The sequence below is a fragment of the Sporolactobacillus sp. BBK16-2 genome, assembly GCF_059878335.1.
Genome location: NZ_CM187611.1, coordinates 498,778 through 512,369, shown reverse-complemented (window position 1 = coordinate 512,369; position 13,592 = coordinate 498,778). Strand labels below are relative to the sequence as shown.

The 13,592-nt window shown below is 49.5% G+C and carries 15 protein-coding genes and 1 riboswitch; of the genes, 2 read left to right on the top strand and 13 right to left on the bottom strand.

Annotated features, from left to right (window positions below; all coding sequences use genetic code 11):
* Window positions 1–5 precede the first annotated feature (5 nt).
* Genes AC6F33_RS02700 through AC6F33_RS02685 form a run of 4 tightly spaced genes read right to left on the bottom strand, consistent with a single transcriptional unit; the run spans window position 6 to window position 4,313 of the window.
* A complete protein-coding gene (locus tag AC6F33_RS02700) occupies window positions 6–1,166 on the bottom strand; it encodes an amidohydrolase (RefSeq protein WP_500777670.1) in 1,161 nt (386 codons plus the stop codon).
* 45 nt (window positions 1,167–1,211) lie between these two features.
* Window positions 1,212–2,009 (bottom strand): transporter substrate-binding domain-containing protein, encoded by a 798-nt coding sequence (locus AC6F33_RS02695; protein ID WP_500777669.1) that lies wholly within the window; start codon window positions 2,007–2,009, stop codon window positions 1,212–1,214.
* A complete protein-coding gene (locus tag AC6F33_RS02690; RefSeq protein ID WP_500777668.1) occupies window positions 2,006–3,196 on the bottom strand; it encodes an aminotransferase class I/II-fold pyridoxal phosphate-dependent enzyme in 1,191 nt (396 codons plus the stop codon). Before AC6F33_RS02690 ends, AC6F33_RS02695 begins: the two co-directional genes overlap by 4 nt.
* Entirely contained in the window at window positions 3,189–4,313 is a 1,125-nt protein-coding gene (locus AC6F33_RS02685) for an iron-containing alcohol dehydrogenase family protein (RefSeq protein ID WP_500777667.1), read from the bottom strand. Before AC6F33_RS02685 ends, AC6F33_RS02690 begins: the two co-directional genes overlap by 8 nt.
* A 120-nt stretch (window positions 4,314–4,433) precedes the next feature.
* A riboswitch (SAM riboswitch) is annotated at window positions 4,434–4,543 on the bottom strand.
* A gap of 158 nt (window positions 4,544–4,701) precedes the next feature.
* On the opposite strand from AC6F33_RS02685, the gene AC6F33_RS02680 reads away from it, so the two are divergent.
* The gene (locus tag AC6F33_RS02680) at window positions 4,702–4,974 is read left to right on the top strand and encodes a hypothetical protein (protein ID WP_500777666.1); all 273 of its coding nucleotides are present in this window, start codon (window positions 4,702–4,704) and stop codon (window positions 4,972–4,974) included.
* Window positions 4,975–5,004: 30 nt separating this feature from the next.
* Complete coding sequence (locus tag AC6F33_RS02675; RefSeq protein ID WP_500777665.1) at window positions 5,005–5,247, top strand: hypothetical protein; 243 nt, start codon at window positions 5,005–5,007, stop codon at window positions 5,245–5,247.
* Between the two features lie 474 nt (window positions 5,248–5,721).
* On the opposite strand, the gene AC6F33_RS02670 is transcribed toward AC6F33_RS02675, so the two are convergent.
* The 9 genes from AC6F33_RS02670 to AC6F33_RS02630 form a co-directional block, all read right to left on the bottom strand.
* The gene (locus AC6F33_RS02670; RefSeq protein ID WP_500777664.1) at window positions 5,722–6,639 is read right to left on the bottom strand and encodes a dihydroorotate dehydrogenase; all 918 of its coding nucleotides are present in this window, start codon (window positions 6,637–6,639) and stop codon (window positions 5,722–5,724) included.
* 223 nt (window positions 6,640–6,862) lie between these two features.
* On the bottom strand, window positions 6,863–7,294 hold the full coding sequence (fabZ, locus tag AC6F33_RS02665; protein WP_480947950.1) for a 3-hydroxyacyl-ACP dehydratase FabZ: 432 nt from the start codon (window positions 7,292–7,294) through the stop codon (window positions 6,863–6,865).
* A gap of 18 nt (window positions 7,295–7,312) precedes the next feature.
* A complete protein-coding gene (locus AC6F33_RS02660; RefSeq protein WP_480947951.1) occupies window positions 7,313–7,645 on the bottom strand; it encodes a DNA-directed RNA polymerase subunit beta in 333 nt (110 codons plus the stop codon).
* Window positions 7,646–7,659: 14 nt separating this feature from the next.
* Window positions 7,660–8,502: a flagellar hook-basal body protein gene (locus AC6F33_RS02655; protein ID WP_255747414.1), complete on the bottom strand. Its 843-nt coding sequence runs from the start codon at window positions 8,500–8,502 to the stop codon at window positions 7,660–7,662.
* A 96-nt stretch (window positions 8,503–8,598) separates the two neighbouring features.
* A complete protein-coding gene (locus tag AC6F33_RS02650) occupies window positions 8,599–9,414 on the bottom strand; it encodes a flagellar hook-basal body protein (RefSeq protein ID WP_500777663.1) in 816 nt (271 codons plus the stop codon).
* A 152-nt stretch (window positions 9,415–9,566) separates the two neighbouring features.
* A complete protein-coding gene (locus tag AC6F33_RS02645) occupies window positions 9,567–10,568 on the bottom strand; it encodes a rod shape-determining protein (RefSeq protein ID WP_480947954.1) in 1,002 nt (333 codons plus the stop codon).
* A gap of 179 nt (window positions 10,569–10,747) precedes the next feature.
* Window positions 10,748–11,017: a sporulation transcriptional regulator SpoIIID gene (gene spoIIID, locus AC6F33_RS02640; protein WP_023509445.1), complete on the bottom strand. Its 270-nt coding sequence runs from the start codon at window positions 11,015–11,017 to the stop codon at window positions 10,748–10,750.
* 775 nt (window positions 11,018–11,792) lie between these two features.
* Window positions 11,793–12,797 (bottom strand): nuclease-related domain-containing protein, encoded by a 1,005-nt coding sequence (locus tag AC6F33_RS02635; protein ID WP_500777662.1) that lies wholly within the window; start codon window positions 12,795–12,797, stop codon window positions 11,793–11,795.
* Window positions 12,798–12,893: 96 nt separating this feature from the next.
* A complete protein-coding gene (locus tag AC6F33_RS02630; RefSeq protein ID WP_500777661.1) occupies window positions 12,894–13,583 on the bottom strand; it encodes a YwaF family protein in 690 nt (229 codons plus the stop codon).
* Between the last annotated feature and the right edge of the window lie 9 nt (window positions 13,584–13,592).

The window sequence follows — 13,592 nt, the reverse complement described above, 5'->3', positions numbered from 1 at the left end:
TCCTCTCACACCGACGCCGTTAGTTTTTTCAATGCCTCAATGGCAAGTGATTCAAAATAGCGCGATGTCGGATAGATGGCGTGATCATCGGCTCGGAATTTCGGATGGTGCAAGGCATAGGGACCGCCGCTGCCGACCATGACAAAAGCGCCGATCAAGCTTTCTTGATAAAAGGCAAAATCTTCACCGATGGAGGTCGGTTCGAGAAGCTTTGGTGTTAAGCCTTCTTTGCCTGCAACATCCAGTGCAAAATCAGTCCATTCCGGATCATTTTCAACGGACGGCGGGCCAGGGAACCATTTGAGTTCGATCTCTGATTCAAAGGTTTCCGCGATTCCGTTAAGGATCGTCCGAAATCGTTCGGGAATATAAGCGCGTACGTCTTTGCTGAATGTACGCACGGTGCCTTCAACAAATGCGGAGGCCGGGATGACATTCCATGTATTGCCGGCGTGTACCTGAGTGATACTGACGACCGCGTTTTCCGTGGATGCGATGTTGCGGCTGACAATGGATTGAAACACATTGATGACTTGTGCGAGAATGACGATCGGATCCTTGCCTTCATATGGGCGGGCAGCGTGTGCTCCCTTCGCGTTAATATGGATTTCGAAACGATCGACACCGGCTGTCAGTGCATGATGGCGCGAACCGATTTCGCCAACCTTTAATGTCGGATCGTTATGCAAGCCGAAAATCACCTTGACGTCATCGAGCACACCGGTTTTCACAACTGACTCCGCACCATGTCCGGATTCTTCACCCGGCTGGAAGATCAGACGAACGGTTCCTTTGAGCTGATCTTCGTGATCCTTCAGTAAATATGCTGTACCAAGCAGCGTTGAAGTATGGAAGTCATGGCCACAGGCATGCATCACCCCGTCGTTTTCCGAAGTGAAGGCGACGCCGGATTGCTCATGAATCGGCAATGCGTCGATGTCCGAACGGAGAGCAATCACCGGTCCGTCTTCTTTTCCGGATACTTCTGCAACCACACCGGTTTTCAGTGGAAGATTGAGTATCTTGATGTTCTTTTCTTCCAATGCAGCTTTAATTTTCTTCGTTGTTTTAACTTCTTCAAAGGACAGCTCAGGATGGCGATGCAGGTCATGTCTGAATGCGATCAATTGCTGTTCCAATAATTGTGTTTCCGAGGTCTGACTCATTATTTAACGATCCTTTCCTTTTGAGAGATTGCAAGTCTTTCAGATTTACTGCTGTGCTTTCGTCACATCAATGCCGAAATATTTATCGGACAGTTTGGCAAGCGTTCCGTCCTCTTTCAATGTCTTGAGCTGCTGGTTAAACTTTTTCAACAGTGCTTGTTCTTTCTTCGATTTCTTTGAGAACGGGAAGCTGATGTGTGTATGAGCAAGCGGCTGGTCAATCACACGCAGTGACAGATTGCTTTTCTTGATCGTTGCTTGAAGAATGGATGCTGCCTGAACATAGCCGGCGACCTGACCTTTGAGTGTATCGGTTTGCGGCCCTTCTCTTGTGTCATAGATCCTCACTTTGATATTCAGCTTATTTTTTTTAATGTAGTCATTTAAAATGTCCACTTTATTTGAACCTGAGACACCACCGACTGTTTTGCCTTCAAGGTCTTTAAGCGATTGAATTTTGCTGTCTTTCTTGACGGCAATGGCGGTTGTTGTGTAGGTGTACGGCGTTGTAAAATCATATTGCTTCGCTCGTTCCGGAGTCACTTCAAATGCGTTGGCGACCGTGTCAATTTTACCGCTGCCGAGTTGACCAAGCACACCGTCGAACGCTGTCAGATGCCATTCCACTTTATAGCCGAGCTTTTTCGCAATCGTCTCCAGCACTTCAACATCGTAGCCGGTCAGTTTCCCATTGTCATCCTTGTATGCGTTCGGATAGCTCTGTCCGGTCGCACCAACGCGCAATATTTTTTCTTGTGATTCTGCTTTACCGCTGCTTTGTCCGCAGCCGGCCACGCTCAGTAGTAAAAGTGCGGCTAATGCTCCTGCAAGCCATTTTTTCATCGTGTAATGCCTCCCCTGATGCTTTGATTTTGTTTAATCCGTTCAACGGCCGCCCGCAATCGCGATAGCGGTACAACCAGACTGACTCGAAAGTAGGATTCGCCGGAAGAGCCGTATGCTGTTCCGGGAACAACAGCAATTCCCAAGTTATCTAATAGATTTTCTGAGTATTGGGTTGCAGAAAAGCCTTGAGGAACCCTGACCCATAGGAAAAACGTTCCTTTTGCCGGATACACTTGGTAACCGAGCGCGGTTAATTCTTCGATTAAGTAATCGCGGCGTGATTGGTAAAGCGCGCGCAGCTGGGCACGTTGATGTTCCTGAGTGCCGAGAGCGAATGCCGCGGCATCCTGCACGGCTCCGAACACGCCACCGACGTTGTTCACCAAATAGTGATTCAAATGCTTAATCAGTGACGCGTTGCCTGCCGCGAAGGCAACCCGCCAACCCGCCATATTGAATGTTTTCGAAAATGTATAGATTTCAATGCCTGCGTCCTTTGCCCCCGGCGTCTGCAGAAAGCTGCGCGGCGCTTCTTCCTCGAATCCGATGTCACCGTATGCGAAATCGTGGACAACGGCAAGGTTATTCTGTTTTGCATAATCGACGGTATTTTCGAAAAAGGCTGCATTTGCCGAAGCCCCGGTCGGATTGTTCGGGTAATTAAGAAACAATAGCTTTGCCTTTTCGCTCACGTCTTGTGGGACATGCGTGTAATCGGGCAGAAAATCATTTTCCTCAAGCAGCGGCAGAGAAGCCGCATGCGCTCCCGCCATTGTGACACCGATCTCATAGCCTCCGAATGCCGGATCGGGAACAAGTGCTGTGTCGCCCGGATTGAGCAATGCCAGCGAGATCGCCGTCAATGCGACAATTGATCCGTTAAATATGGCGATTTCGGTGTCCGGATCGAGATCGACTTGATAGTTTATTTTATAAAAATCCGCGATCGCCTGCTTCAGCTTCTGTTTGCCTCCGTAGGGCGGATATCCTTGATTGGCCGTTTCTTTCGACGCTTGATGAAGGATGCTCACGATTTCCGGAAAGGTCGGCTGATCGGGATTCCCGCGGCCGAGATTGATGACATCGAGGCCTTTTTCCTTCAGCGCCTTGATCTTTTTGGCTTGCTGGGCGAAAAATTTCGGTTTAAGTGCCTGCAACCGCTCTGATGCTGCAAATTCAGTCATGAGTCGTTTCCACCTTTTCTGCGTGCTGCTGCGCGCGTGCCTCAAGTTTTTCAATCGCCGTCCGGACGTGCTCTGCTGTCACGTCAAAGGGCAACTCGTGAATCCGAGAGTCCGAATCGGTCATGTGATAGGCAAGGATGCTCAGCTGCTGCTCGTTGCCGAGTGAAAGTCCGACCTGAGCTAGCTTCGTCGGCAGGCCGAGATCCTGATACAGATCAAGGACTTGTTTTTGTTCCGCCATCTTGCTTTCGAGTTCGAGCTGAAGCAGGATTCCATAGGCAACCAAGGTGCCATGTGGTGCGACTGCTTCGAGTCCGAGAAAGGTCGAGGCGTTAAAAAACGCATGTGCGCCGACGCTTCGGCCATGTGCTTCGGCTAATCCGCCGACGAGTCCGGCAGCGATGAAAATGGTGTCGATGACTCTTTGAAGTGCAAGGCTTGCTGTTTTTTCTTTCACAGCGTCAAGCGCCTGCCTTCCGTTTTCAAAAACAGTATCGCGACAGGTTTTGGCGTAATTAAAGCTCAGTTGGAGCGGCAGGCTCCGTTCTTCCTGCGGAATTTTGCTCAGACGGACGCGTGCTTCATACCATTTGGCGAGCGTGTCACCAAGGCCGGACCGAAACGCCTCGATTGGTGCCTCGGCGATAATTTTTGGTTCGACAAGCACAACGTCGTTTGATTTCCGATGCCTCAGCGTTCCAAGCCGACTGCCGTCTTCTTTATAGACGATGCTGATCGGTGTAAAACTGGCACAGTTCGAGGCAAGTGTCGGCAGCAGCACGCATGGAATGGACTGCTGCGCGGATACCGCTTTGACGGTATCGAGAATTTTCCCACCGCCGACACCAATGATGACATCGCTCGAATGCTGAATGCTTAATTGCTTAATGCGTTCCATTTCGCTTTCCGAGCATTCGCCTTGATGCACAGCTTCAGCAACGTTGGTAAGCTGGTCCAGCGGGAGATAAGGCTTAGCTGCCTCCCATGATCGATGTCCGTGAACCAGTAAGACGTTATGCCACCGCCTGTCATTCAGAATTTCGGGCAGCTGTTCAAACGCGCCGGGTTCATTGCAATAATACTCAGGCCCGAATCTTTGAACCACATGTTCACTCATCTTGTTCCTCCCTCTTTTCCATTATTCCAATTTCTTAAAGGGAGATTTTTTGCTCATGTGTAAATTAAAAAAGCTACTTTCCGCGATAAGAAAGTAACTTTTACTGAGCGTAAACGTTGACTCTTATCTTCCAGTACCGCCCAAGCGGTCTGCTAGATTTAACACCATACACCTAAGTGCTGGTTGTCGGACTTCATCGGGCTAGTTCCCTCCGTCGCTCTCGATAAGAAATGGAATTGTGATGTTAGTATATGGCCTAATCCCCAGTTTGTCAATATGATTTATTTAAATTAAGCAGCATTCCCGATTTTTTCATAATTGAGATGCTTGAGTTTGTGCATTGGGAGTGGGGGGCGTGCATTGATTGGGGTTTTTCGTGCATTGAACCATGATTATCGTGCATTGGATCACTGGTTTCGGGCATGGGGGGGCGATCCTGAGCCCGGTTCGTGCGTTGGCATCGTATTTTCATGCATTGGACTTGGGTTTTCGCGCATTGGACTCGGGTTTTCGTGCATTGGACTCGGGTTTTCGCGCATTGAACCATGATTATCGTGCATTGGATCACTGGTTTCGGGCATGGGGGGATCCTGAGCCCGGTTCGTGCATTGGCATCGTATTTTCATGCATTGGACTCGGGTTTTCGCGCATTGAACCATGATTATCGTGCATTGGATCACTGGTTTCGGGCATGGGGGGGATCCTGAGCCCGGTTCGTGCGTTGGCGTCGTATTTTCGTGCATTGGACTCGGGTTTTCGTGCATTGAACCATGATTATCGTGCATTGGATCATGAATTTCGGGCATGGGGGGCGATCCTGAGCCTGGTTCGTGCGTTGGCATCGTATTTTCGTGCATTGATTGGGGTTTTTCGTGCATTGAACCATGATTATCGTGCATTGGATCATGAATTTCGGGCATGGGGGGGATCCTGAGCCCGGTTCGTGCGTTGGCGTCATGGGTTCGCGCATTGATTTAGGGATTTCGTGCATTGAACCATGATTATCGTGCATTGGATCACTGGTTTCGGGCATGGGGGGATCCTGAGCCCGGTTCGTGCGTTGGCATCGTATTTTCGTGCATTGGACTCGGGTTTTCGCGCATTGAACCATGATTATCGTGCATTGAACCATGATTATCGTGCATTGGATCATGAATTTCGGGCATGGGGGGGATCCTGGCCCCGGTTCGTGCGTTGGCGTCGTATTTTCATGCATTGGACGGGTTTTCGCGCATTGATTTAGCGATTTCGTGCGTTGAATCTCATTTTCCGTGCATGGGTTCTGGTCCTTGTCCCTGGTCGTGCATGGGCATTGGGGTTTGCTATGTCATCATTCAATTTCACACAGCATTGAGCTAGTTTTTAAGCAACAAAAAAAGCGCGGCACTGACCGCGCTTTTTATCTGCATCAGCTGAGGTCTACTTGACCGATCAGGCTGGAGACGGAATGGATATCTTCGCGTATTAAATAGTCGCGAATCTGGTTGATGATTTCAATCATCGCAGCGGGATTGCGGTAGTTTGCGGTCCCGACCTGGACTGCGGCAGCACCGGCGAGCAGCATTTCAATTGCATCGCTGCCGGTCATCACACCGCCGCTGCCGATGATCGGCAGATGGCTGATTTGGTGCACTTGAAAGATGAGGCGCACAATCAGCGGCTTGATTGCTGAACCTGAAAGTGTGCCGATGACATTGCCTAGCTTCGGCTTGCGCGTGTTGATGTCGATGGACATGGCTGAATATGCGTTCGCCACGGTGAAGGCATCCGCGCCGCCCTGTTCAGCAGCGAGTGTAATTTCCTGAATACGCGAGACGGACGGCGACAATTTTGCAATCAGCGGCTTGTCGGTGACGTTTCGAATTTTGCGGATTAAGCTGTAGGTTGACTCGCTGAGCAGTCCGAACATTTGCCGATTGTCATTACTATTCGGGCAAGAGAGATTGATTTCAAAGCCGGCAATCTTATCCCATTTGTTTAACTTTTCGGCAGTCTGAGCGAATTCATCAACGGTTTCTCCGGAAAGATTGATGATCAGCGGCGGTTGATAGGGTTCATACACCGGCAAAACGCGTGCTTCAAAATATTCGATATCCTCGCTTTGAAAGGTCACGGAGTTCAGCATGCTGCCCTCCGCCTCGAAAATGCTTGAAGCCTGCTCTTTGCTGTGTTTGTTCATGGAAATACTTTTCGGAATAAACGCACCGATTTGGTTGGCGTCGAAATCCGGTTTACTTGTTAACTCAAATGTTCCGCAGGCGGGCATGACCGGACTGGTCAGCGTCAGCCCTGCAAAATTAACGGAGAGGTCAGGTTCTTGACTCATCTTTGACCACCCGAGTTTCTTAAGCTTGCTTCTGTCTCTTTATTCATCAACTTACTCACTCCTAATCTTGATGCTTCTTTCTTTACCTTCTGGTGTTGGTCGGCGAGCTTAGGTGTTGTCAGTATAAAGGACTGGTTGGGAAACTTCCAGAGAAATATCTTCCAATTAATCCGTGAAAATAGAACAGACGTCCGATCGAATCGTGACGTCTGAATGTTCAACGTTATTCTGCTGCTTTCAGGGCAAACATCATTTCTGCTTCGCAGGCGACTTCGCCGTCAACGGTGGCGACACCTTTGGCTTTGGCGAAACCGGCACGGAAGCGAAGAATTTCCGCTTCCAGCTTCAGCTGATCACCGGGTCGTACTTGACGCTTGAAGCGGCATTTGTCAATGCCGGCGTAGAGTGTCAGCATGTTCTCCTGCTTACCTTGGCTAAGTACCGCGATGCCGCTGACCTGAGCAAGTGCCTCTACAATCAGGACTCCGGGCATGACCGGATAATCCGGAAAATGACCTTGGAAAAACGGTTCGTTAACCGTAACATTTTTAATTGCGACCGCTTTTTTACCGTCTTCGACTTCAAGGACTCGGTCGACCAGCAGGAATGGATAGCGGTGCGGTAATATTTTTTTGATTTCGTCGATCGTTAACAAACGATCGCCTCCCTTCAATCAGTCCCTTTTCAGGAAATCGAGAATGTGCTGCCAAGTAGCAGGTTCAAAGACTGCCAATGGGCTGCGATGACCGAGCCCGCCGTAACCAAACATTGCACCGGCGGCAAGGGCGATCGCGCAGAGGGCGATCAAGGCGATCAGCCGCTGCCAGATCGGAAAGCGCCGCTTTTTGTAACCGAAGAACGGGTTAAACAATGGCTTTTGTTCTTCGTTTGCTTTTTCCCGCGTTTTGCGTTCGGCCTTTTGTGCCTCTTGTCGTGCTGCTCGGGCCGCTTTTCTCGTTTCCGGACTTGTTTTCGGTTTATTATGTAGCTTTTCGTTCGTTTCCATTACGTGTTCCTCGCTTAACGCAGCAGACCGTTGACCAGACCGGCCATCTGATCGCCGATCGTTATTGATCGCGCGTTCAGCTGATAATTGTGCTGCAGATTAATCAGATCCGCCATTTCTTTGGTCAGATCGACGTTTGAATTTTCCAGCTTGCCTTGTGCCACGCTGCCTGCATTTTCGGCAACCGGCTGAACCACATCATTCAGACCGATGCCGAGCTGTGCTAAATTCGGTAAGGTGTAGAGGCTGTTGCCCTGGTTCTCCAGCAATTGCGGTCGGCTGATCGTAACCAGTCCGAGCTGTCCTGCGTTTACGCGCGCGCCATTTGCCAGCTCAACCGATATCGCGCCGGTACTGCTGATCTGCAGATCATGGTAAGTCGCCGGAATCGTGATCGGCTGTCCGTCTGTGCCGAGCACCGCATCGCCGCTTTTCGTGAGCAGACGCAGGGTGTTCGGATCATTAGGATCCGGCTGCGTATTGAAGGCGCCGGCACGTGTGTATGCTGTTGCGCCGCCATGATTTACGGTGAAAAATTGGTGATCATCGGTCAGGGCGAGGTCGAGCGGATTATCGGTCTGTTGGATCGCGCCCATGGAAAGATCCAGTGACGTATCGCCGATTCGCGCGCCGGAGCCGTCACGAATGCCGGACGGAGTCAATCGGTTGGTTTGGTCCGTCTGATCGGCATCAGCCGGGGTCATGTTGTCGATTTGTTGAAAAAGCAGATCGGTAAACTTCGCGTCCCTGCTTTTGTAGCCGGTCGTGCTGACGTTCGCGATGTTGTCTGCAACCGTCGCAAGCTGCTGCTGAATCTGTCCTAAAGTTACTGCCGAAGCCATCATTTGCCGCTGCATCACACTCACCTGCCCCTATATTTTTTAAAATCTGTTCGAAAAGGAGGACAAAAAGGACCTCATTACCTTTTCCCCGGATTTTTCGAACATCCTCATTTAGCTTATGCGGCCGACTTGATTCACTGCTTTATCAAGTGAGCCGTCAATGATTTGCAGCACCTTTTGGTTTGCCTCAAAGGATCGGTACGATTCCATCATATCGGTGACGGTCTGGTCTGCCTGAACATTGGACCCTTCAACAAAGCCTTGTTTCAGATTAAAGCTAACCTGGCCGTTTCCGTTTGCCGCGGGCAACGCGCCGCCGCCATCGAGACGGAACAGGCTGCTGCCTTCTTTGACCAGCTGATTGGTGTTCGCCGCATAGCTGACTCCGATTTGTCCGTAATTCGCTCCCCCGGATGTAATCGTGCCGTCGGCGGCTACCTGGAATTGGTCGGATGGGAGCTGTATCGGCTGACCGGCAGTATTCACTACCTGATCGCCCACGTCATCGGTCAGATAGCCGGTCGGACTCAAGGTAAAATGGCCGTTGCGTGTATAACGCGCATCGCCGGCAGGTGTCCGGACATTGAAGAGCAGAGCGCCTTCCTGTGCGCCGGTTTGCGGATTGACCGGAAGTGCCGACGTTATGAGCGCGACGTCGGTCGCTTTTCCCGTTTCCGTGACCGTGCCCTGTGAAAAATCGGGAACTGCCTCATCCATATACACACCGGTTGCAAGGTCGCCGACCTCAGTTGAGGCGGTCATGTCGCCGCCGAGCCGGTTAATCAGCTGCTCCGGGAACGTGCGCAGTTTCGTCTGGTCGCTTTTATAGCCGGGGGTGTCCACGTTGTTCAAGTTGTTTGACAAGGTTTCCTGTCTTCTCTGCTGGGCAATCATGCCTGCAGCCGATGTATACAAGCCTCTGATCAATGTCCTTCACCTGCCTGTTTTAATTTCTGCACATTTTGCCTCACACTAAAATTGCGTACGAAGTGCTGAAACGCCGCCAACCGGTGCGGCGGATGCCGCACTTTTGACAAAACGACTTGTCCTTATTCTTGATGCGCAAAAGCGCAGAGCTGTTAATTTGCTTTGCGCTTTGGTAATTTATCCAGATGTTCGAGCATTTTGCCGGCGCCTTCAACGACGCAGGTCATCGGGTTGTCGGCCACTACGACAGGCACTTTCAGCTCGCTTGCGAGCAGTTGGTCGATGCCGTGAAGCTGCGCGCCGCCGCCCGTAAGAATGACGCCGCGGTCGATGATGTCTGCGGAGAGTTCCGGCGGTGTTTGTTCGAGCACGTTCTTTGCCGCGCGGACGAGTGTGCCGACGGAATCGGCGAGTGCTTCTTCGATTTCATTCGAATGAACGGTCAACGTTTTCGGAAGGCCGGTCACCATGTCGCGGCCGCGGATATCCATGCTTTCGTCGCGTGCATTCTTGAAGACGGTGCCGACGGTTATTTTAATTTGTTCTGCGGTCCGTTCACCAATGAGCAGTTTGTATCGCTTCTTAATATAGTTCAAGATCTCTTGGTCGAATTTGTCGCCCGCCAGTTTAATGGACTGGGAGGTCACAATATCGCCCATAGAGAGGACGGCGATGTCGGTTGTTCCGCCGCCGATATCGATCACCATGTTGCCGCTCGGCTGGAAAATGTCCATTCCGGCACCGACTGCAGCTACTTTCGGTTCTTCTTCCAGGTAAACCTGCTTGCCGCCGCTTCGTTCAGCCGCCTGACGAATCGCTTTCTGCTCAACCGATGTGATATGGGTCGGTGTACAGATCAGGATTCTTGGTTTTTTTAAGAAGCCTTTTACATTAATTTTATCAATAAAATGCGTCAGCATGAGTTCTGTGATTTCAAAGTCTGCAATGACGCCATCGCGGAGCGGGCGAAGCGCGACAATATTGCCGGGCGTACGTCCAACCATTCGTCTTGCTTCTTCACCGACTGCCAGCATTTGTTTCGTATCCGTATCAATTGCGATTACTGACGGTTCATTCAGAACGACGCCCTGTCCTTTTACATAAATCAGCACATTCGCCGTACCGAGATCAATTCCGATATCTCTTGAAAACACGTCAAATCCTCCCTGTCAAAACACCCGGAGCACTTCCAGGATATTTATCAATCATTATTTCATTTTATCACAATTTCAATCAAACAGGGAGTCATGTCGAAAAATAATACATCCGGTCGATTTGAATGGTTTCCAGTGTTCGGATTTAGAGCATCATCTCTTTTGGTTTTCGTGTTGAATCAGTGCTGAACTGCTTGTTCGGTATCTTTTTGATATTTCAGTCGCGTTGCTTCCCCTCCTCGAAGATGGCGGATTGACTTATGATAATCGAGCACGTTTTTTACTGCGTTTGCAAGTTCCGGATTGATGTTCGGCAGCCGCTCCGTCAAGTCTTTGTGGACGGTACTTTTCGACACTCCGAACTCCTTGGCTATTACCCGTACCGTCTTTTTTGTCTCCACGATATGCTTTCCAATCTTGATCGTACGCTCTTTGATGTAATCGTGCACACCACTCGCCTCCTGTAATCATGAATGCGAAATGAGACAATCTTTGGAGGAAACGGAACTTATTCAACGCATCATGCTCGTTCCAAGCCCGCCGCGCTCACCTCGAAACCCCGTATGTGAGTTTGTAACATCTTATTAAACGAGTTCCAGTTATATGCCAAAAAGTCAATGGGGACAAGGGTTGACGAGCAGGGGCACGTCCCACTTCATCCGTTCGGGAGCTACGTTGTTGTGGTGCGGGGAACTTTCCATGCTGGGTGCGGGCTGGAAAGTTCTTCTTTTGGAACGAGAATGTGGGAATTGATCCGAACGTAAAAAAACGCGTCCTCTTTGATGGCTGGAGCGACGCGTTTATCTGATGCGGTAGAATTTTCGTGGGGCATTAGGTGGTTTGGTGGGAAATTTTTCTTTTTATATAAGGATGTGGGAATTTTCTTTGTGGAAAATTCCTTCATAATAGATTCGATGGAGTTTGGGGCTCATTCAGTTCAACTTTCCAACGGTTCGGTCTAACTTTTGAAGGGGTCGGTCTAACTTTCTATGGGTTCGGTCTAACCTCCTCTTTACGGTCTAACTTTTATATGATTCGGTCTCATTTTCCATGGTTCGGTCTAACTTTTATATGATTTAGTCTAACTCTTGAAGGGTTCGGTCTAACTTTCCGTGGCTTCGGTCTAACCTCCTCTTTTCGGTCTAACTTTTATATGATTCGGTCTAGTTTTTGATGTGTTCGGTCTAACTCACGCTTTTCGTTCTCATTTTTCTCGAGTTCGGTCTAACGTCTTTTTATTTGTCTATATTTTTTGTAGATTGTTTCTGCCCACTCATGAGATGGGCGTTCATAGTAAAGACCTGGCCCGGTACCATTTCCTTTGGGCCAAAATTCCATCTTGATTAACAAATTTCTAATGAGTTTTCTATCATTAACTCTCAAAAACTCTCTACATTGTTTATTGGTCATTGAGCTTCCAAGCAGGAGAAAATAGTCGAGAATCATTGGTATGTGGGCGTTTTTGGATTTATTTCCACACCTTGGGCAGAGCCAGTTGGCATAAATACGCTGCATGTCGAAGGCACGGCACTTGTCGCAGCAAACACCACGCTGCAATTCTGATTGGTGAACATTGAATAGGGTTAATACATTAGGGGGTTCATCGATATGTTCTTGGAGCAATAACTGTTCAACCTGAGGAAAAAATTTTGCGAGATTTCCGGTGTGCTTATATTTTCCCATTAATTTTTCGATTTTCAGTGGGGCATGTTCTGCATGGAATACATGTTCTTGAACATGTCGTAAATGGCCTGGATTCTCGATAATCGTTGTCGGAAATGCGATCGAGACATCAGCCTCAATCGACAGTTGGGGCACGCCGTAATTGGCAAGCCATTTCCTTAGTAACGCTCTGTGTCGGTCGACTTGTAGAAGTGGATTGGGATAGCCTTCGTACCGATCGGTGACGCGGCGCAGGAACTGTCCGTCTGTCTCAAAACGAACCGCACCAGCATAATTTTTCGATTCCAAAAGTGAAATGAACGTCGGGGTTAGAAGCAGCGTGTCGATTTGACAATCTTTAAGTTTGAGCGCATAAAAGAGGTGCCAATCATCTTTCTGGAATGTATCGAGGAAGTAGGCTAAATTTTGTTCGCCGCGAAAGCCGGCTTGATATTTGGCGAGATCAGCTTCGATTTTCGCCCTTGCCGGATGACCGCTCTCAAGATGTTCAAGTAGCGCTTGGTCAGCAATCACTCGCCAGGGGACATATAATTTTTTTACAATCAATAGACACCATCCCTAATAGTTGATAGATTGTACTTTCGACAATAAGCCTTATTTTTCCTCTTTATAAAGTTTTATGAAATACAGTATAGCTCTCCTCTATTTCTTCCAACTTTTCCTCCTCTTCACAAACCAGTAGAGTACATGAAATTCTATGAGTACCAGCACCTCAACCCAGAGCAGGTACCATGGCCACGGGCCGAGCCAATTCAGTACCGAGACGCCGGGTTTCTTCATTAAATAGAGATAGTTTGCATCAAGCAGCCGATTGACGACAAAAATCACTGCCGCATACCCGTTCAGCCACAGCACCGCCCACCACAGCGAGCGGTACGACGGACGTGCACGCTCAACCGCAACCATGTACAAGCAAGCGAGCACCGTTGCCCCATGCGTTGCGAAAAATTGTAGAAAATGCAGTTGCGGAAAAGACGCGCCAAGGTCCGGGGTCACAAGTGCCTGCACCGCACTGCCGATCGCGACAAAATACAAAATGGCGAACAGTCTCCGCGACCGAGTCAAGAGCATCACTGCCGCAAGCAGCGCCGAAACATCGCTCACCTGAAGCGGAAGCGACGCACGCGCCGACCACGTGCCCGCCATCAGCGTGCCAATTTGATACCCCGCCTCCCCAATCAGCAAAACAGCTGCGAGAATATAGCGCGTAAAAAAGGTCTGCCTGAAAAGAAACAGGCAGACCGCTAACGTCGTGATAACCGTTAATGTGCTTATATGTTCTACCGAAAAGAGTGCGAAGCCGAAGAGTTGCGGATAAAGATATTCAGACAATTTTTTTCA